The 19,667-nt window shown below is 38.4% G+C and carries 14 protein-coding genes and 1 pseudogene; 6 read left to right on the plus strand and 9 right to left on the minus strand.

Features of this window, described 5'->3' with window-relative positions:
• Nucleotides 1-10: 10 nt before the first annotated feature.
• Nucleotides 11-1,645, minus strand: a complete 1,635-nt coding sequence (locus OCV19_RS16950) for a tyrosine-type recombinase/integrase (protein WP_123283863.1) — start codon at nucleotides 1,643-1,645, stop codon at nucleotides 11-13.
• A gap of 354 nt (nucleotides 1,646-1,999) precedes the next feature.
• Between OCV19_RS16950 and OCV19_RS16955 the strand changes: the two genes are divergently transcribed.
• From OCV19_RS16955 to OCV19_RS16965, 3 genes are all read left to right on the plus strand, one after another.
• The gene (locus OCV19_RS16955) at nucleotides 2,000-3,493 is read left to right on the plus strand and encodes a hypothetical protein (RefSeq protein WP_065677796.1); all 1,494 of its coding nucleotides are present in this window, start codon (nucleotides 2,000-2,002) and stop codon (nucleotides 3,491-3,493) included.
• A gap of 433 nt (nucleotides 3,494-3,926) precedes the next feature.
• The gene (locus tag OCV19_RS16960) at nucleotides 3,927-4,220 is read left to right on the plus strand and encodes a hypothetical protein (RefSeq protein ID WP_046223098.1); all 294 of its coding nucleotides are present in this window, start codon (nucleotides 3,927-3,929) and stop codon (nucleotides 4,218-4,220) included.
• Nucleotides 4,221-4,584: 364 nt separating this feature from the next.
• A complete protein-coding gene (locus OCV19_RS16965; protein ID WP_065677795.1) occupies nucleotides 4,585-4,953 on the plus strand; it encodes a phage protein in 369 nt (122 codons plus the stop codon).
• A gap of 231 nt (nucleotides 4,954-5,184) precedes the next feature.
• On the opposite strand, the gene OCV19_RS16970 is transcribed toward OCV19_RS16965, so the two are convergent.
• Nucleotides 5,185-6,081 carry a hypothetical protein gene (locus OCV19_RS16970; protein ID WP_139093602.1) on the minus strand — a complete coding sequence of 299 codons (897 nt, stop codon included), beginning with the start codon at nucleotides 6,079-6,081 and terminating at the stop codon, nucleotides 5,185-5,187.
• Nucleotides 6,082-6,620: 539 nt separating this feature from the next.
• Complete coding sequence (locus tag OCV19_RS16975; protein ID WP_065677793.1) at nucleotides 6,621-9,179, minus strand: AAA family ATPase; 2,559 nt, start codon at nucleotides 9,177-9,179, stop codon at nucleotides 6,621-6,623.
• Nucleotides 9,180-9,486: 307 nt separating this feature from the next.
• On the opposite strand from OCV19_RS16975, the pseudogene OCV19_RS16980 reads away from it, so the two are divergent.
• Nucleotides 9,487-9,676: pseudogene (locus OCV19_RS16980) on the plus strand (group II intron reverse transcriptase/maturase); the annotation flags it as partial.
• Between the two features lie 191 nt (nucleotides 9,677-9,867).
• Here the strand turns inward: OCV19_RS16980 and OCV19_RS16985 are convergent.
• Together OCV19_RS16985 and OCV19_RS16990 are read right to left on the minus strand one after the other, a co-directional pair.
• Nucleotides 9,868-10,101, minus strand: coding sequence for a hypothetical protein (locus OCV19_RS16985; RefSeq protein WP_065677792.1), 234 nt, complete (start codon nucleotides 10,099-10,101; stop codon nucleotides 9,868-9,870).
• Nucleotides 10,101-10,505, minus strand: coding sequence for a hypothetical protein (locus OCV19_RS16990; RefSeq protein ID WP_057620351.1), 405 nt, complete (start codon nucleotides 10,503-10,505; stop codon nucleotides 10,101-10,103). The genes OCV19_RS16985 and OCV19_RS16990 overlap by 1 nt, the downstream gene beginning before the upstream one ends.
• Before the next feature lie 430 nt (nucleotides 10,506-10,935).
• Here OCV19_RS16990 and OCV19_RS16995 point away from each other — a divergent pair, with 430 nt between their 5' ends.
• Together OCV19_RS16995 and OCV19_RS17000 are read left to right on the plus strand one after the other, a co-directional pair.
• Entirely contained in the window at nucleotides 10,936-12,138 is a 1,203-nt protein-coding gene (locus OCV19_RS16995) for a hypothetical protein (protein WP_065677791.1), read from the plus strand.
• Complete coding sequence (locus OCV19_RS17000) at nucleotides 12,116-14,320, plus strand: hypothetical protein (protein ID WP_065677790.1); 2,205 nt, start codon at nucleotides 12,116-12,118, stop codon at nucleotides 14,318-14,320. The genes OCV19_RS16995 and OCV19_RS17000 overlap by 23 nt, the downstream gene beginning before the upstream one ends.
• A 281-nt stretch (nucleotides 14,321-14,601) precedes the next feature.
• Here OCV19_RS17000 and OCV19_RS17005 read toward each other — a convergent pair whose 3' ends face one another.
• The 4 genes from OCV19_RS17005 to OCV19_RS17020 form a co-directional block, all read right to left on the minus strand.
• Nucleotides 14,602-16,377, minus strand: coding sequence for an ATP-binding protein (locus tag OCV19_RS17005; protein ID WP_065677835.1), 1,776 nt, complete (start codon nucleotides 16,375-16,377; stop codon nucleotides 14,602-14,604).
• Nucleotides 16,378-16,820: 443 nt separating this feature from the next.
• On the minus strand, nucleotides 16,821-17,630 hold the full coding sequence (locus tag OCV19_RS17010; RefSeq protein ID WP_065677789.1) for a hypothetical protein: 810 nt from the start codon (nucleotides 17,628-17,630) through the stop codon (nucleotides 16,821-16,823).
• A gap of 55 nt (nucleotides 17,631-17,685) precedes the next feature.
• Nucleotides 17,686-18,441: a hypothetical protein gene (locus OCV19_RS17015; protein ID WP_065677788.1), complete on the minus strand. Its 756-nt coding sequence runs from the start codon at nucleotides 18,439-18,441 to the stop codon at nucleotides 17,686-17,688.
• A gap of 146 nt (nucleotides 18,442-18,587) precedes the next feature.
• The gene (locus OCV19_RS17020) at nucleotides 18,588-19,658 is read right to left on the minus strand and encodes a hypothetical protein (protein WP_065677787.1); all 1,071 of its coding nucleotides are present in this window, start codon (nucleotides 19,656-19,658) and stop codon (nucleotides 18,588-18,590) included.
• Nucleotides 19,659-19,667 lie beyond the last annotated feature (9 nt).

Raw genomic sequence — 19,667 nt, forward strand, 5'->3', positions numbered from 1 at the left:
TCACCTAAATTTAGTAAATCACTGATGTAAGGAAAGTATTTTTCTTCCTCGCTTGATTAAAGCGTTTAATTTTTTCATTTAGGAAATTTATATACTTTTCCGTTGATTTATTACTTTTGTGACCCATTAACTCTGCTAATTCATCAATAAGCAGGTCAATTGGACATTTTCGTTCCTTGCTTTCTCTAAGTAACCACCTTGTAGCAAAGGTGGAGCGTAAATCATGAGGTCTGTAATACCATCGTGGTATAGCTTTATGTGTTAGCCTTCTCTTTTCCTCGTGAAAATGCAGGACCTCACTTGATATCTCTTTTAATTTGTCTTTCACAATTGATGATAGACCTTTGTTTATTGCATCATTTATATCTGACCTCGAATCACTCATAAACCGTTGAAAGGTACTTTTAGCATAAGGAAACCCCTTTCTAGTTACAAATAAACGGCCATGAGCATTATCACCGATTTGATTATCATCTTCACCTAATTCAATTCCTACTTTTTTAAGTGCTTCCATGCGCTTGTTTGATAACTTGTACTCAAAAAGCTCGCCCATTAAAGATGAAGGTATTTCAATAGTTCTGGGCTTACCATATTTCGTTTTACATCCATTATGTAACCCTATATTCACCTTAATGAAATCAAGATCTAGATACTCGTCAGAAATGTATGTTTCAGGAAAAGAAATTAACTCTTGCCCCCTTAAACCAGTTTCTAAAGACAGCTTAGCCATAAGGCTTAATTCTTTGTTAGCTTCATGCTTTAAATAATACTCAAACATCTCTCTATCGTCAGGAGTCATTGGTTTGAGTCTTTTATGTGGCTCGACAGAGTTTGTTAATGGAGAGTTGGCAAAGCGCTGTACTAAATCAGATGTTTCTATCGTAATGAATTTTGCGCTATCTAGGTGAGATAACATACTCTCATTAATGTATTCGTAATTTTTAGTGAAGTTTATCAATTCCTTTTTGTAAGGCATGTAGTCTTTATTTATTGTCAGGAAATTACATGAAATAAGCCAAGAGTAAAATTTGGCTGCAACCCTTACATACAGCATTGCTGTTGACGGAGCATATCCTTTGTTTATGACAATACCTGTCTCAGGGTCAATCTCTTGCAAATTATCAAACAAATGGTCTCCGTAAAGACTTGGTGCTCCCTGTTCAGTATTTTCAGTCAAACTCCTGTAGGTCATTTGTTCTTTTATATTGGTTACAGGGTGCGACCATTCACTTAAAGAACAGTACCGACAGAAATCCATTAGCGCTAACGCCTCTCTCTCAAGAGTGCTGTATTTGAGTTTTCTAGCGGAGTTAGCTCTCCAATGTATATATGTATTTTCAAGGAAGGCCAGAGTTCCATTGGGTTTTACTATTAGCGGCAAATCTATCTTTTTTGGTTCATCTTTATCTTTTTGGTTCTGTGCATGAATGCTGGCCTTTTGTTCACCATTTATAATTGATATTTTGAGTTTTGGATATTTCGTTACATTAGCTTTTACGACAAGAAAGTCCTTCAATAGACCGCTGTACTTAACCGTGGAGGACTTGTCAGCATGCTTATCGATTTCATCCTGAGTAAAACCGAAGGTATCAATTTCCTCTTGTCTAAAGTGAACCCCATCCATTGTGTCACCTGCTAAATCCATGTGCTATTTGATTATTGTACAATATATAATCTAATCTAAGCATTGAGTCCATCTTTTGTCAAATTTTTAGCCCGATACATATTGAGGTAATGCAAAAGATTGAGAATAAAGTTGATCTGCTGAGTTAAACACCCATTTGGAAAGAAATCAGTTTCGCAAATCAGAACATTAACATGTCATAAATTACGTGAAGTAAGGAAAAGTCGCTTAACTTGGTGTTTAGCATTGATGATGCAGATCACACGAAGTAGGCACACATTGTCTTTGACTTGATAATCTTGTGATAATTAATATGAGATTTATTCCATATTTTGTATTTTTAACCATCACTATTTTCCCAATGTTGAGGTGTGTATGAGAAATCGTTCTATTTTTGGGTGGAAGCTAAGTGAGAGTAGAGTTGTTCCTGTTGTTGAGCTAGAAAGTGGCACTCAGGATGACGTTGTCTGTCCTTGCTGTGGAGACTTCATGGTTGCCGCACATAGTAATAAAGGCATAGCTAGCTACTTACGCCATCAAAGTAACGCAGAATGTCGCTATTCGTATGAGACCCAGTTGCATTTGAGTGCAAAGGAGTTCATCGAACGAGAGAAGCTCATTCCTCATCCATATTCCAGTGGCATTTTTGATTCTAGTGATTGTGAAATGGTAGGTGTGAAAAATGTCCGTCTAGAGGTCTATCGAGACGGAAGGATTCCAGATGTCGTCTGCCAGATCGGTAGGGAAGAGTATTACGTGGAAGTTGCTAATACTCATGAAACCCCACCAGATAAAATAGTGGACTTTCGAAAGCAGGGCAGGAGTTCTCTTGAGTTATTTCTAGTTGGATTGGACTCAGATTCGTTGCTGAACAGCTATGAAAATGTAAAAGTTCAGATAACAGCATTAAACCCGTTAAATCCATTCTGGGATTTTATTGAGCAGCAAGCTGCGATGAGTATCAGCAAAGAAAGAAGTATGTTGTTGAGAAAGATAGCAAGGCATCGCAAACAAGTTCAAAGAATTACTGAAAATATTTCTGAGCGTGAGGAACAAGCTAAGGAAAGGGTTGCCCGAATAAAACAAAGAGTTGAAAAGTGGCAAGAAAAAGAGCGAGAGCAAAAAGAGCTCTATAAGCAGATAAAGTCCCTAGCGAATGATCTTCAAGTTGTGGTGGTGCGACTTGAAGAAGATAAGTCATCTTTAAATCAAGAATTAGAACAACTCAAGCAAACCATCTATCTTAACAAGTTAGAGGCGGGAAGAATCATTAACAATGCGAGAGTTGAAGCAGAACAGCAACGTGAAAAGGTTAGAGTAGAAGTTAAAAATGATGTTCTAGCTGAGTTAGCTTCGGAAATAGAAGATGCTAAAAAGAATGCTCAAATGATTACCGATAATGCTCTAAAACATGAGTTATCAATGGTTGAAAGCGCTCAAAGAACAGCGCAACAAATATTAGATGGAGCACATTACAAAATCACGAGTGAGCTTGAAGCTGCACTTGATAGAAAAGGTGTATCAAATGAAGCGTTGACCGAGTTAGAAAACCGTGTCAAACGGCTAAAACAAGAAACGGAGAGTCTAGAGGGAAAGAAAGCTGAGTTAGAGAGTGGTGTTAATTTAGATAGACTTTGGAGTAAACAACAAAACTTGCAGAGAGCGATTAGTAAGGAAACAAACCGTTTGAATGATCTTAAAGAAGTCGGTGATAAGTATATCAAAATCATTAACAGTATCGCTCTAGATTTCAAGCAGCTAGATACGGCAGAGTATGCATCTCTTTTTCCTGAACGTATTCAAAAGAAAATAAAAGTTAATCGAATGATCTTAGAGATGCAAAACTCAATAGAATACGAGCCGCTGTAACTGACTGAATGCGTTATGGATTTTATGACTGTTACTGACATTCGAGCAGAAGAGATTTGTCGAAGTCGAAGTGAATGCAACCTACACGCTAGACAGATACAGGCCGACTTATCATATTGAATTATTAGAAAAAATAGGTAAGTGAGTGACAAAAAATGAGTTCTGAGTCATAGGCTAGAACGTTTTGGGGTACAAACGTTTTAAAGTCGTAGCACTAAGGCGTTCTTGTCCCAAAGTATGGTGTGGTAACACATCACTGGACAAAAGCACGTTAGAATATGGGCCCTAGCGTGCGAGATTTGGATTAGAAAAAGTACCTTGAAAATTTAAACGTTTGTTATATCGATGATTATGCGCTTATGCTTCACGTAATTTTAAAATCAAGACTCCAAATGCGACAAAGCAAAATATCGCAGTAATAACGAACATAAACATGAACCATAGTGAGAAGAAAGCCATCAAGAAAGCTACAGCAAAGAAAAGAAGAAAAAAGCTCAAAGTTGCTATTGTACTTACTATCCTAGCTCCTAATACCTTTTCACACTGCTCAACTGACAGGTCAATCTCCGATATATGCACATGTGCTATTGCAAAAGCAGTAAACACAGGAAAACATATCGAAAAAAGTAGTGTTGATATAAATAAGCATGTCGAGTCATCAATGCTACTTGACCCACTAAAAAGTGCTAAGAAATATGCTGCACAAAATCCACTCAACGCAGAATAGAGCCACTTTAGCTGATTATATTTATAGTTTTCACTGACTAACATCTTAATGATACCCCAGACTCATTGATATAACGGTCTCTATACGGCTTCTTACTAGTAAGACAGACGTACAACTACAGATTGTGAGTAGAGACTTTCGCGCTGAGAGGGAATACGCCATTTTCATGTTTCATGCTCCGTCAGCACACCTTTGGACAAAAATCATTTTCGCAAAACCATACATTAGCAATTCATGAATAACTTTTTATAAGGCAAACTTGTCAATTAGTGCGCCTTCGTACAGTGCACACTTTGCCTGATTATGTTAAAACAAGTTTTATATCAAAAACATATAAAATCAAAGGTTTATCTGGAGATTTTATATGCACTATCGAAAAATGACCGAGAACTACATTTTTCGTGAGTTTGTCTGTCGATTAACCAAGGAAGATACGGCAGAACTATGTTTTAAAACTGTGAGAGCAATCACGGGTTGGGATGAGGGGAAACCAATACCTCCGGAGTGCAAGAGGCTTATGAGAATGGTGAATGGCAGAGAACTAAGTCACTCGGAAGATTGGAAAGAATTCAAAATGCATCATGATGGGTTGGAGTTACCAACGGGGCAGCTAGTCAGTGCACAACAAGTTCTAGCAGGTATGGCCTTATTAGAGATCCAATCTGATTTAGAGATTAGAACATCTACACATTTGCTTGAAATAGCTAGAGCGATAGCCAAGATAAAGAAGTGAGTATTAGAAAAGTATGGTTTGTATCGGCAAACATCAATTTTCGAATTAGAAGTACTTACATGTAGAGAATCAGCCTGATATGGTTATTCCGTCTGACAAGGTAACCTAGATGTTGTGAAAGTTCCTTTCACCTTGTCAGTCCTCCTTTTTGGTCATATCAAGGAGAAAGAAGCCGGGCTCATTGAGTCCGGCTTTCTATTTTTGGTAGTGAACAACTAAAAAATTCAGGTATTAATTTCCATTTGATTTCCCTTGTCCAAGCTTAATTGAACTTTTACCCAGTTGTATGTTCGAGCCATTAACATTTTTCAAAATTACTTCAAAAGGGTGACTGGTATTTCTTTCTCGTTCTGCACGACTTGTCATTAATAGTCTCAGGAATTCTATATCATGTTCGGTGAGATCTTTACCTTTCTTATACATCGAAAAAAACTCGAATAACTCACTTTGTTTTTTTAGATCTTCCTGAATTGCTATCAGCATAGCGCTTCTTTGGTGAGACGTTCTAATAATAAATATCAAAAATGAACTCAACGTAATGTATGTAATACCGACTAAGATTTTATTAGTGTCTGAAACATCATTACCGTAGACAAAGTTTGCTCCTAGCATTACCAATGTAAACAATATGAACAAATTAGTAAGTCTGGACTTCATTGAAGCAGAGTTGCGTTGCTCTGAAGTCAATGTCGAGTGTAAAAGTTTTGCGGATAATTCTTGCTTCTTTAGACGAACCCTATAACTATCAGATAGTTCGTTGTTATCCCTTAAACTTTGTCTTACCTTCGCATCTACTCTTTCGTTACAATAATTCTCTAGCTCTGCTTGTACAATCTTTTTAGTTAGGCCTTTATCTAGTAATTCGCGAATGACCTGCTTCTCCATTGTTGGAGATAGGAGGTCAGAGTCGTTATGCCTAGGCTTATGTTTATCGTCAGGATCAATAATGAAAAGAATCGAAGCAATACTTCTGATAAGGCTAGACATTTGAAATAGAGTGTGTCTGGTTTTTCTGTTTTTAAGCATAAAACCAAACACAACAAAGTAAACAGCTAAACCGGCTAGAACTCCTAAATTTTGTAGTATATCGCGCGACAACATGGTCGAAACTTCTACAAGTTTATACATTATGTCTTCCAATTATTACTCCTTTCTCGAAAAGAAATTAATAGTAGCAGCTGCATATGGCACTTTTAATTTACGAATGGTTATATATGCGAGGATTATACTCGAAATTTTCGCTTACTAATAATGACTTATCCCAAGATTGTATTAGGTAATAAATATAGACGGGTTGTGCGAGCGCAGGTAGTTATGTCGAATTTACCCCCGTGATACAACACGGGGATTAACGACGAGCAGCATTCGAAGAATGGATAACTTCTAGTAGGGCAAAACCCCATTAACAGGATGTGAATGAGTAAAAGGTCTATCTAACAATGGGGCACTTTCGAGCTAGAAAGTGCCAAGGGTAGAAATTCAACCTAAGAAACTCTTGGACATTTCCGAGTTACCCCTTTACCTAAATTAGCACTTCATGGATTACCAATGGTATTACAAAATATCTATTCTAGTGACCAAATTAACTATGCCATTATACTGGTGCAGATCAAAACAAGACTTGTGATTACAGGAGACATAGGGGGCTATATCTCCTGTTCAAACATTTATTTTCTTCGTTTTTTCAGGTTAGTAAAGTACTCATCAAGGTCTGCTACATCTTTTTCCAATTCATCAATATCTGGAAATGCACCAGCAACTTCCTCTGCCATATCATGTCCGTGCATATATGTACTGCACTTGCTCATAGCAGTATTAATGGTTTCAACATCTAGGTCAGTAATATCAGTTAGGTATCTGCAACTCTGGGTTTTCACCTCCCTATTGAAACGCTCAACAACACCACGAATCAACCATTCTTCGACAAGCCTTTCCCAAGTTTCTCGCATTTTCCCATAGATAAAGCCTGCTTGATGCTGATAGTCTTCTATGGATTCGTTGGCTGCTTTTCTAGCTCTGACTAACCTATCTTTGAGAAAACCTATTCTGCTTTGTGTTTTCAAAGCGTCCCAAGGTGGAGCATCGAGAGGAATGCCCGTAACACTCTTATTTCTAGTAACAGCTCTAATAGTTACATCGTCAGCAGTCTCTTGAATCATTTTCATAAAAGGTAAGTCATGAGTAAATACGATTACTTGTCTTGATTTTGCTTCCTCAACGATTCTTGTTGCGAATCTCAGCCTCCATATGTGATCAAGAGAATTTACAGGATCATCAAAGATGATTGCAGACTTTCTGCTATCGGTAGCTAACTCCGCGAAGAAGCTCGCTAAAGATATACACTTTTGCTCTCCTTCACTTGCAATATCGATAATGTTTGTATTGTTCCCTGAAAGCTGAATACTGAAGTTTTGGTTCCCTTTAGCACCTTTCGTAAGAGCATTAATTTTGAAGTGGTTAAAACCTAATTTTTCTAGCTCACTATTGAAAAACTCTTGCATCCGTCCTATCGAACCAGAGCTACATATCTCGTTATTTAACCTCGTGATAGCAGTTGTAGAAGTGGAGCGCTTAACCTTATCATAGGCGTCTCTTTGCTTAGCTTTCACAATTTCAGCTTTAATTTGCTCTTTGACCGCTAAGATTTTCTCTTTGTCTTCAATCTCAAAGATTCTCTGCTGTTTAACCTTAATTGCAGCAGCTTTTGCTTCGTCATTCAGTACTGCTTTCTCTGCTTCCTCCAATTTAGTTATGTAGGAGTTTAACCGTGTAAGCGCTACTGAATTTATTTCCTCTTGTTTAAATACAGGGGTGTCTTGTAACAAGCTATCAGATCTAGTTTTAAGTGTTAGAATCAGCGTATCAAACTGCGTACCTAACTCTGCATCCTTCTCTTTGATTTCATTGAGAATGGCGTCATATGGAATAGTAGAAAAACTTAAATCCTTAATTTTCTTAAGTTCTGTATTCCAATTTTTCAATGCAACATCTGCTTCTTTTTGCAACTCACTGCGAAGGTAAGTATCGAAAGAAGCTAACCGAGATGCAGTTGTATTATCAATTTCCTGTAGGCATGTTGGGCAGTGGTCACCTTCCTGTAGAGGAAATGTCTTCTTTTGTTCTGTATTTTCAATGAATAGTTTGGCCGCGTTCCACATCGTAAGCCATTGTTCGGAACCTATATTCGATACTGGTAGTTGAGAAAATGTTACAGAACTTAACTCAGCCGCAGCTAACTTGGTTTGTTCTTTTTTGCTGTATACAGCCTTATAGTGTTCCACCGACTTTAGATTTAGTGTATCAACCAGATTTTGTAAGAACTTTTGAAGCGGCACAGCCCGAAGTCTTCTTTTTTGATATCGGTCTTTAAGTGTTTGAGGAGAATTATTAGTCAGTTCAATAACTTCTTTTCTCAATTCTTGTAATTCAGACCGTTCTTTTTGAGTAGCACACAATAAATCTACGTTCTCAGGTTTTAACTGTGAGCTTATGACTAGTTTGCTTGGTGTTGTGCCAATATTCATTTGTGGAAGAACATGGACAGGTAGATAAGAGATCTCTTCCTTTTTCGCCTTATCAGTGATGAAGCTACTCACTTTGAGCAACTCATCTAATAGCTTCAAAGCCGCTGGTTTGAAGTCCAAAGTATCAGTTTTAGACAGGTAGTGAATTGATGATTGTGAGTCAAATACTCGAATAGACTTAAGACGAGGGTCTGGCTCCAATTGATTGTTCCATGTCACCAGTTCTGGTTTACCATTTGACTCTATTTGAATTTCTGCCGATGGTAGTCCAATTTTGGCAGCGAAGACGTTATGTTTTAGAGCAGGAGCTTCCCCCCTTGTTAAGCAGGCATTCTTCAATATCTTGGCATAACTCGACTTCCCAGCTCCGTTGTTACCATAAATGACAGTTAACCCTTTCGGTGAAAACTCGATTTTTTTCTCCTCAGCAAGTGTTGATATGTTTAAAGCATTACCAACAGAAATAAGTTTGTTTTCTTCAGCTTCTGCATGATATCCAGTTGCTTTAGCTTGCTGAGTTAATATTTCGTAATCTGGACTTTTGTCTTCTAAACCAAACTCCATCTTTGCAAGTATGTAAGCAGTTTCGAGTTCTTGATGTGATAGCTCGCCTAAAACCAATGCTTGGTTTAGAGTGTACCTCCACCAATCAGGCTTTCCTTTACTGTTTATTAGGTCACAGATTTTTGTTGCAATTGGCATAGATACTTCCCTCGCTGATGTGAATATCCATGATATTGCATATTGTTTATGAAAAACTGATTATAGCTCAAATAAATAAATCCAACTGAGAACGCCTTCGACACATATTGAACAATCAATAAATCCGATTTTTCACATCAAAGGTATAGTGAATACCTAAGATTAGATTTTCTATGGGAGCTTGTGTTTGACTCCTCATAATCAAGTATTAGCTCTGACAAGTTTCGGGGCAGGAATAATTTGTGAAACAGGTTGTTTCACAATTTAGCGACAAGCTGTTGCCAATTTGATAGCGACCAGTGGCATTCACGATTGGCAGAAGATCATGGATATGGATTGCCAGTTCAATCTCTTCCAAAGTGTCAATAGAAAAGCATGTGAAAATCCGAAATGCAATGACACCATTTGACCCTCAATACCAAGAATACTTGGCTAAAAGGAAGTCAAAAAGGCTAGCTCGTAACTCTTGGAACGAACCTGCTCCGACTGCTTTATAGGTTGCTGGGTATCATCTGATGCCTTCGTGGAGGCTTGAGCCCAGAGCAGTGAAAGTTGCACGCTGGGTTCTTAGGGAGACGGCACTTGGTAACAAGTGTCGTCCACCCGACCTTTGTGAATAATATTGATGGTCATTATTTCCCTCCTAGAACCTAAACGTGTAACGTGTCAACTTTATGTTTTTCGATTTTTATTTTTTGAATAGGTTTCCTAGAGTTTTCTCAATTTCTTTATTTGCATATTCAGCGACAAGTGATTCGCCCTCTTCGATAGCCACATCAATAAGCGCATCATAATCATTAAACTCGTGGCAATTCTGGCATTCAAGCATATCGCCAGACGAATACTCTATATCAGTATCGCCTTCTAGTACGCAATCACAAAAAAGACACTTTAGTTCAACGGTAAAGCTTTTGTCTTTCATCACTTATCTCCCATAATTTTTAGAGCAAACGTAGCAAGCGCAAGCAAAGAACCAAGAACAACAAATAGCCCTTTATGGTCCTCAATGTAATCAGAAAGTTTTTTCAACAATCCTCTCGATGCTTTCAATTCTTGAGCTCGCTTTTTTGACCGTGCAGCACCAATTCCTTTAGGTGTGATTTGTAAATGACGATACTTATCACCGAGAGAGGTATGCTTCAACCACTCGTGAGCTAAACATTTATCCGCAGCCTTCTGTAGTTGTTCAAGGTTAAACTGCTCCTTACTCGAACCATTAATCTCATTGAGTAACTCTTCGTCTATCGTGACATGAACAAGCTTATAAGTTGCACCATTCTCTTCCATACAATCAATGACGTTATCTAATATTAAGAACTCTGGCACTATATTTCCCCCTGAAACTTAACGCTAAATAGACTGATTCTTTTCGTATCGATATGCAACCATCATAATTCTAGTGGCGATAGAGCGCAATCAAGTCAAAGAAGCCATACAGCAGAACTTTTAGAAATTGACGAAAGTTTTCGTATAACTCCATAGGTATTGGCAAAGCACGGATCTAGCCAACCTACACGCAAAAAAATGATTGTCTGGTCTTCTTTAAATCGGATTAGGTTTGGTAGGGAAAGCTTACGCCCGAAAGTTACATGGAGTACTAATGCTCGATGATAATGGGGCACTTTCTTTTCAGACAGTGCCTAATGTGAAGGTTCTGGACAATTATTATTTGAAATCTGGAATTTTGAATTGTCTCACTGAAAGGGAGGTGGGAAATTGTGAAAATAAGAATAGATAAATTGTTTGGAACAATTAAATGGAACGACTGAAAGAGTCTCCTTTAGAGTCAATAGATGACATGGAGAACGTCATTAGGAAAGCAGAGCGTAGTGAGACGGTAAAACTTTCTTCAGAGGCTATATCAAAAAGGCACGGAGCCTTAAAAGATGCAGCTAGATTACAGGCTCTCGTCTCTATTGCTCGTAATTCTGCTGAAAAAATCTTGATGTTGCAGAACTCATCTAATATTGAAATTGTTTTGCAAGAGCTGTGTAGTTATGCTCCGGGCTTGACGTCGGTGCGACTAAATAAATCAATTAATATAAACAATGAAGTTATCTCTAGGCGAAAAGCTCTTTTGCCAGCAAAAGACAAAATGATTGCCTCCGATAATCAGCACTATGCAGAAATAGTCCGTGGACGTTCGATCGACTTATGTTGTATCAGCGGTGCGGAAAGACAGTACTTGTCTCCTTTGTTTTCAAACAAAAATAGCCAAGCGGTAAGAGATAGTTCACTAATGACAAAAACTATGGTGGCTATTTTTAAACAAATTAATCAGCGAGAGTTCAACCATTTAGAGGGAGACCTAATTGAGGCCTTTGGTATTTTTGGTTGCGAGCTTTTCAAAAATACGCAAGAACATGCCCTTAGAGACCAGCACGATAGACCTTACATTGAACATGTAGAGGGGATGATTGCTTCATGGAAAGACCAATCAAGCGAGACATATAAAAAAGACTTTATGGGGCATCCAAGACTAAGCCAGTATTGGAACGACAATGTTCTAACGAGTGTAGACGGAACCAAGAAAACGCTGCGTTGTATGGAGGTGAGCTTTTTTGATACCGGCCCGGGGTTGGTAGGAAGGGCCTTTGGAACAAGCATTGACGCAGCCTCCGAGAAAGATGCTCTGATAAAGTGTATTGGAAAAAATTTCTCTACTAAATCTGAAAGTGGCGCAGGTAACGGCTACCCTACGATTTTAAATCAGCTAAGTAAAGTAGGGGGATTGATAAGAATTCGGTCTGGGAACCAGTGTTTATTCAATTGCTTTGACAGAGACAAGCATGGATTTTGGACGCAAGAGCAATCTCTAGAAGCCGCGAAACAGCAGCAAACCCAATATTTGATGAATTTTGACAACTGGACGAACAAAAGTCTTGGGTCCACTTCAGGAACAGTGGTATCGATTTTGGTTCCCTTAAGGAAAGATAGTGGACAACGTACTTTGCTTTAACGCAGAAAAAGATCTTGACAATCAAAAGTTTGACATTCTATGCGCTTATCTTGGAGACGGAGCTTGGCAAGATCCATCTAGCTTTTATCCAGCTTTGGAAAAAGCGTTAAAAAATAGTGATACCCTTCCCGACGGTATCGTTATTTACGTACCTTCCGGCAAAATCAATGACTGCCTTCAACATTGGAAAAATGAAGATTTACAAGACAGTTTCTTGGATCGTTTGTCGAAAAACAACGTGTGCTTCACCAAAGCCCTATACTTTATTGATATTAGTGATGGCATTTTTAAAATGCATGAAGGTTATACTAGCTCATCCAGCTCTTTGCCACTTCAGGTAAATGATGTGACTGATTTTTACTCAACAGGTCTACGTAAGCTTGCTGAACGCAATAATGTTCTGCATGTTGCGCCCGCAGGACACACATTCAAACACCCCTCTGGCCGCATCAGTAAAATGTTTATACAGTCGAGAGATATAGCTGCCACTGAAACTGAACTACAATTCGTCGCTAACGGGTTACGAACCTTAGTTGAAAATGTAGATTGGATCAAAATTAAAACAATCTATATAGATACCATGGGTATTTACTCTATTGTAAAAGAAGCTGCTTTAACCGCCGGTTGTAGTGCTAATATCGAAAGCTACCATTCCTACGATTTTTTGAAGGAGCTGAATTTACCCATTGACGACTACCTTGTTGTAATTTCTGCATCGACTTCAGGGGGAATGGCCAGAGATCTAGTCAACAGAAACTTCTGTAAAGATAAAATCGTTACCTTGATTGATGTAGAAGTAAGACCCTCCATATCACATGTGCTTATCAACCTGTCTTCAACATCCTTGTTACAAGGGGTAAGTAATGTTGATGGCAATGAAACTGATATAGAGTTAGTAGGTGAACATTTCTCATATAAGGCTAAACCCCCTAAACAAGTGACCGTAGGTATCCCCCACAAGCCTAAACACCTTCCGGATATCCTCAAAGATTTCTGCATATCAGGCATCAACCCAATTAACCAACGCGTTGATATAATTGAAAAGAGTCCACTGCTAAGCCTCAAGCCAGAAAATCTTCACACCAGTATCAAGTTTAATCACTGGTTGGACGCAGAGTTAAAGTGGTCTCTATCCTCGTCTATTGATACTGTAATATTTAGTGATGACGGTGCGTCTAAAATTTTGGCTCAAAAAGCCTCGGAGTTTATTCAAAGCAACAGCGGTAATAGAAAATCTCCATTGTTATTGAAATGGCCGGATATAAACAAAGAAAAATTACAAGATTCAACTGGAGTTATAGTTGTCACGGCATTTGCAGGTGACGGAGGAAAATTGAGACAAATTAGTCGAGACCTTCGGGAATATGAAAGCAAAACCATTCCCAGACACTTTTTAATAGGCGTTGGTCTACCTCAAAGCATGGCATCTTGGAAAAAGCTTGAGCAATTCCTCGTACGCAATGCAACACCAAGATTTTACAATTTTTCAGTTTGGAAAGTATTGCCATTGGGACCAGATAACATCCAAAAATCATGGGATGAGTTGGCACAATTAGCTGCAAAAGCGGATAATGAAAGCACATCACCATTGGACATAATTACGCTCGATGAAGCAGAGAGATGTTACGAAGAACTTTCTAATTATGTTGCTCAGGCTAGCGCTAGCTTGCTGCCCAATACTAATGGCGATTCATTAAAACTTACCGAAGGTTTCGTATTTTTTGATGACAAGTTTGATGACGAAATTGACAGTATTACGCAAAGCGCTACGCTTTTAACCATAGCCGCAGTATTACAAACAGCGCGAGAACACGCAGATCCTGAAAAGTGTTTAAGGCCAACAAACTATCAATCCGTAATTATTTCCCCTGAGAACTTCTTGAGATTTAACGATGATATTTTGCAAGCCTGCATCCTTCGCGCCAGCTTACCATCAGAATTGGATTATTCGTCCGATCATCACTTAAGTGAACTGATGAAAGAGTTCCTCTACAAGGTTTTTACTAGACACAAGCATCCGTTCGGATATGCAGCCCTTGAGTTCGCGGGCGCACTTGCAGTTGGCAAGCTAAAACTGAAGAAGGAACACTGTAGGGAGTTAGTGGAGAAATCGGTCAAATCCATTGGTTCGGAAAGTCGCGTGCTAACAGGTTTCTTGCTGATGGCAATGCCTAAAAGCTGATTCAACGACATTTACAAAGTAGTGGGGGCAAGATTAGCGTTTTGCCCGAATTGCCTAACCATATTTGTTTAAAATATATAACTGATTAGTAAGAATCGTGGGCACTTTCAGATTAGAATAGCTAGTGCAAACTTGGGCTGTAGTTCCAGCGAATGCAACTAAGCGAAACTCATAATGGGGCACAAACGTTTTAAAGTTGTAGCTCTAAGTCGTTCTTATCCCAAAGCGAGTCTAGATTCCAGACGATTTAACACTAGCTTGGGTATCAAACGAACTAGCTTCTACTCCAACACCATATTATGGGTATGATTTACATTACAAACCAACGTTACGCTGTGTGCTATTGACTCCCCCAAAGAGTTTAATTGTAAGGGCTTTGTTATTACTCCATTGGCACCAGCATCAACGAACGCTATCGCTGTTTCTTTGGTAACATCAGCGGTACAACCAAGAATAGCCCCTTGAAAATCATGCTCATTTCGTATTATTTTTGTCGCTTCTATACCTCCCATTTGTGGCATTTGATGATCCATCAAGATTACGTCAAAAGAACATTGGTGCACCCTTTCAACAGCTTCTATACCGTTAGATACAATAGAAGTAGTAAGCCCTAGCTTTTCACACAAGCGTTTAGCAACAAGTTGATTAATCCGGTTATCCTCAACGATAAGAACTGACTTACCGGAAAAGTCTTCTTCGTTTGCGAGCTTTCTTTTATCTTGGAAGGTGGTTCCTCTTGGGCTTATAACTCTTGCTACAAAGCAACTTCCTGAACCTAACTCACTTGTGACTGTTATATCCCCACCCATTGATAAACATAATTTTTTAACTATGGATAAACCTAACCCTGTTCCTCCAAATTCGTGCATCGTTCTAACATCTGCTTGTTCGAACGCATTAAATATACCGTTTAAACGATGTGAAGGTATACCAATTCCAGTATCAGAGACTTGAATAAAAAGCTCATTTTTTTTATTGTCATATTTTAAGACAACCTTAACCTGCCCATCAGAGGTAAACTTTATGGCATTCCCCACTAAGTTGTAAATAATTTGACGTATACGAGCTTTATCTCCGACTAAGACAAGATCTTCAGGCAAACTACTGGTGTCGAATATAAGCTGAAGGTTTTTGTCAGAAGACTGCGGATAAAAAGAGTTTTTTATTGGCATCAATAGCGTGTTTAGTTCGAATTCTTCCTTAACAAAAACTAGATTCCCTTGCTCTAGATTTGAAAAATCAAGAATTTCGTTTATGACTACCATTAGGTGTTCACCTGACTCTAACAGCGTATCTAAGTGCGTCTGAATAGTTGAATCTTTATTGTCAGATATGAGTAACTGCGTCATTCCTATAACACCATTCATTGGGGTTCTTATCTCATGACTCATTGTTGCTAAAAAAATAGACTTAGCTAAATTGGCTTCCTCTGCCTTATTTACAGCCCCCTGTAATGCTAACTTGGTTTTTTTCAATTCTATAATGTAGTGGTTGAGGTAAAGGAACACGACAGAGAAGACTAATATAATCAATAGTATCAAGGTATAAACGGTTGCTTCGCTGGTTAAGAATATGTTGTCCATCAAACGTTCGTGAACATGTTCCGCTGCTTCATCCATCTCTTCTGAAAAAACTTGTCTCTCTAATTCACTTAATAAAGGTTCTGATACAGTTTGTTGTTTTGCTTTAAGTATTTTCTCAAGTAATACCAATTGTCTATCCGCAGTTTTTACGTACTCATCAACTACAGAAGGGAGTGAATTGCCTAACCAAAGCATTTGAGGAAATCTAACGTTAATGTCATTACTGGCTTCCTTTAAAGTGTTTAACTCGTAGGTTAGTTCTTGCACTTCAGAAAGTAGTTTGTTTATCTTTTGGTCAGCGTCTTCTGGCTGAGTTAAATGAATATAGCTTCTCATATGGACAAGGCTTGCTGAATGGGCAACGTGTGAGCTTTCAATGGCCTCTAGAAGAGAGTTTTGAGTTTTAAATGAAAAGAATAAACTGAGAGTTATGCCCAATGCTAGTGCAATTAAAGCTTCCATAACATTGAACATTTGTGAGTGTTCATTATTCACTTGAGTCCTCCAAATGGAATTCATGGATAACAGGTATAGAGCTTTCTTTTTCAATATAATCAAAAAAGCAAGCAACCATAAATAGCCAAACAATTAATGCTATCCATACAAATACGCTTGTTTTATTCACCTTCCGACACCTCTCTTTCTCCATATGCATGAAGTTTAGAAGAGCGTAACCTCAATAGCCATTCAATTTATGTGACTAAACTCAACGGAAAGAAAATAGTGTGGTTATGATACGCTTAAATTTGTTGGAGTAAGGCGCTTCTGTCCCGCTCCAAGTCAGAATCGCTTGGTGATCACAGTCAGAAACGCCGAATTCTAAGAAGGTTCTGGACAAAAGCACGTTAGAGTATAGATTCTAAAGTGCCAAAATTGGATTAGATGAAATATCTTGAAGCCTTAAAGATTTGTTAGGTTTATTTTCGGCCATAGTTTATTTTTACTATGTTGTCCATTGGCACTTCAACTACCCGACTTTCAGCATCTCTTAAGATGAGTGCTTTTGAGGTGCGCATCAATAGCTCATATTCGTGTAGCTCGTCACTTGATTTCAAAGTTAGGAGCACATCGATACCACCACCATAACGTAAATCTTGCAAGATATGTGCATAATTACTTGTATTGAACAACGCATAAGGCACCGTTACCACAGTTAGCAAGGACATTAAGAGAGCAAAGCAGACTAACATTCGTTTGTTCCATATTAGGACTAGCAGTAACACCCCTAGGAAAACTGATCTTAATAATCGCCAAACATCAAAAGAGAAGGAATCCCGATACAACTCTACAATAGAAAAAGCACCCCACAAGCTGAAACCTAAACCAGTGCCAATTAGAAAGATCGCCCAAATAGGAAGCTCTCTTACTTTTGAGTGATAACTTAAAAAGCCACCCTTTACATCAGTTCCTAGCTGCTGTAAGAGCACCGAAAAAATGACTGCATAGTAAGTAAAGAAAAGCCCCATTAAATAAACTAGCGCGAAGACAACTGCAAATACTATGAATAGAAAGAAACTGATCGTGGAAATCGTCATTGCGAGATATGGGATGCCCTCAGCTGGAATACGAAAACCACTTTGCCATGCAAAGTAATAGGATGCGAACTCACTAATGATTCCTACATAACCTGCGCCAAACATTGCACTTAGTACACTCAAGATTAGGTAGCGAGCTACAGCATGAAGCGCTAAGAAACTTGTGACTATTTTCTTTATTACCTTAAACACTGAACTTCCTTTAAAACCTAACGCCAAGCGTTGCGAATCACTCTAAAATGCTTTGTTAGCACACTAATTTTGTTCGACACTGCAACGTAAGATGCTGATGTATATCGAAAAGCTCTGTCGCTTTTTGATTTAGTAACTTGATGTTTTCTTCGTATTCTTTAGGGATATTATATGCCCTGATGTACTCCTCTGTGAGAACACTTTGACGTCCACTTCTAAGTGGCCCCGTCTTTCTACCAATTAAAATACTCAATTCACGACTTTTAGCCCAAAAATCCATTTTGATAGTTTCTAGTGACTCATCTAGAAATCTTTTTTCTGGGCAATCCCAATCATATACAAATTGGTCAATTGGGTGAAAACGACTTAAATCAAATGTGTTGCCAAAGTCATGTTGTTCCAAAAACTGAGCTGCACCAGATGTAGATGGTAACAAAGCTATAAACTCATTAAATAGCTTTCGGTCTACTTCCTTTTCTTTTTCTGAATCCATATGAGTCTGAATACTTTCTTGCAACACTAACCATTTACAAAACACATTGTGTACCAACGCAATTGCAATCAAAGAGAAACCCAGCCAATAGTCAGCAGAGCTGCTCCCTAACTCAGCCAATGTAAGCTTTTCACCACTATTTAAATTAAAAGACTCAATTAGGAAATTTAAGATAATTTGCTTTAACGGCATTGGGGCAAGGATGACAGAAGCTCCGAGCGTCACTACATACCCAGTGACCTTATTGGCAAAATCTGGAAAAAACCATTTTCGCCCTAACTTAATGAGAAAAGTTTTTACTTCTTGTTTACTAAACATACTATCTAATAACCTGAACCATAGTGTGTGCTAACGCCCAATTAAGGTGTGAAGCACACTACCACGACACTCAGTTTGAGCCCGTAATCACTAAACTAGACCCAAGCAAAAAATGCCACGTGTGCTGAATCACTCTTAAATGCTTGTTATGTGAATTTTTCCATTGAATTAGCTATAAACTCATTCTTTTCGTCTATTAGAAATCGATAATTTCCAGCTTTTAGATTTTCTTCATTGAACTCTCCATTGGGACAAGTAACCTTACCCAGATAATCAGAGACTTTTGAATATAAAACCCTACCAAATTCTTCTTTTGTAAAAGGCTCCATATCCATAGTCTCTGGTAATTCAGTATGAATACTCAGTGATTGTGCTGCTCGGTCGAATTTAGTGAAAAACCTAGGTCTGTACTTGAGCTTGTCATTAATTAGTGTCACATGAGCCAAGATTTCACGCAACTGAAGCGGAGAACAAGATCCTGTTATTTTTTCAAGGATTGGGGCAAGAAAGTACGCACTAGCACATGAATCATCTAGCACCGAAACTATAGCGACGTCACCAATACGAAGCATGATCGTATTGCTTGCGTAAGTATCACAGAAATCGAACTGGGAGTAGTTTGAACTTACAGTAGCAGGCAAAATAATCATTGAACCAAAACAACGTTCATCAAACTCAACACCTGTTTTTAGAGTCCGTATTAAACAATGTATATGGTGCATGAAACTCCAATCATAATCGCTGGCAATAGTCTCTTCCCCCTTACGCATATCCAAGTGCTTTCTTAAGAAAGAGTCTTTCAAATGAGTTTTAAAGAAAATTAGCGCAAGCCATAGAAACAACTTTTGCGTGCCATTCTGGTATATATACTTATTTAACGAATCATGACCATTATCAAATGCACATTTGATCTCAGCCTCAACCGTTTCTCCAAGAAAGGAATTACAACTCGTACAACAAGGAACAACATATCGTTCATATGGTATTTGTGCTTTATTTGGTAACGTGATTTTCTCTTTATATAAGTCTAGCTTTCTCAGAACCCACTTGGGAATGACATGTTCGTCATTAAATGAAGTATTAGTTGGCGAAGCACCACACATAAAGCAATGTTCACCCAGACAAATGTCAGACACAAATCGGTCTAAGCCGAAACTTAAAACGTTACCCTCGGAGTCTTCGACCGTACCATCTTGATATCTAACAACAATCTTCATTCCTTTCTC

The organism is Vibrio celticus (genome assembly GCF_024347335.1).
Taxonomy (GTDB): Bacteria; Pseudomonadota; Gammaproteobacteria; order Enterobacterales; family Vibrionaceae; genus Vibrio; species Vibrio celticus.

Bases quoted from the DNA above. Each gene is read 5' to 3' on its own strand.
- OCV19_RS16995 (WP_065677791.1), top strand. From the start codon at position 10,936: ATGGAACGACTGAAAGAGTCTCCTTTAGAGTCAATAGATGACATGGAG.
- OCV19_RS16960 (WP_046223098.1), top strand. From the start codon at position 3,927: ATGAACCATAGTGAGAAGAAAGCCATCAAGAAAGCTACAGCAAAGAAA.
- OCV19_RS17005 (WP_065677835.1), bottom strand. From the start codon at position 16,377: ATGTTCAATGTTATGGAAGCTTTAATTGCACTAGCATTGGGCATAACT.
- OCV19_RS16955 (WP_065677796.1), top strand. From the start codon at position 2,000: ATGAGAAATCGTTCTATTTTTGGGTGGAAGCTAAGTGAGAGTAGAGTT.
- OCV19_RS17015 (WP_065677788.1), bottom strand. From the start codon at position 18,441: ATGTTTAGTAAACAAGAAGTAAAAACTTTTCTCATTAAGTTAGGGCGA.
- OCV19_RS16985 (WP_065677792.1), bottom strand. From the start codon at position 10,101: ATGAAAGACAAAAGCTTTACCGTTGAACTAAAGTGTCTTTTTTGTGAT.
- OCV19_RS16950 (WP_123283863.1), bottom strand. From the start codon at position 1,645: ATGGATTTAGCAGGTGACACAATGGATGGGGTTCACTTTAGACAAGAG.
- OCV19_RS17020 (WP_065677787.1), bottom strand. From the start codon at position 19,658: ATGAAGATTGTTGTTAGATATCAAGATGGTACGGTCGAAGACTCCGAG.
- OCV19_RS16975 (WP_065677793.1), bottom strand. From the start codon at position 9,179: ATGCCAATTGCAACAAAAATCTGTGACCTAATAAACAGTAAAGGAAAG.
- OCV19_RS16965 (WP_065677795.1), top strand. From the start codon at position 4,585: ATGCACTATCGAAAAATGACCGAGAACTACATTTTTCGTGAGTTTGTC.
- OCV19_RS16970 (WP_139093602.1), bottom strand. From the start codon at position 6,081: ATGTATAAACTTGTAGAAGTTTCGACCATGTTGTCGCGCGATATACTA.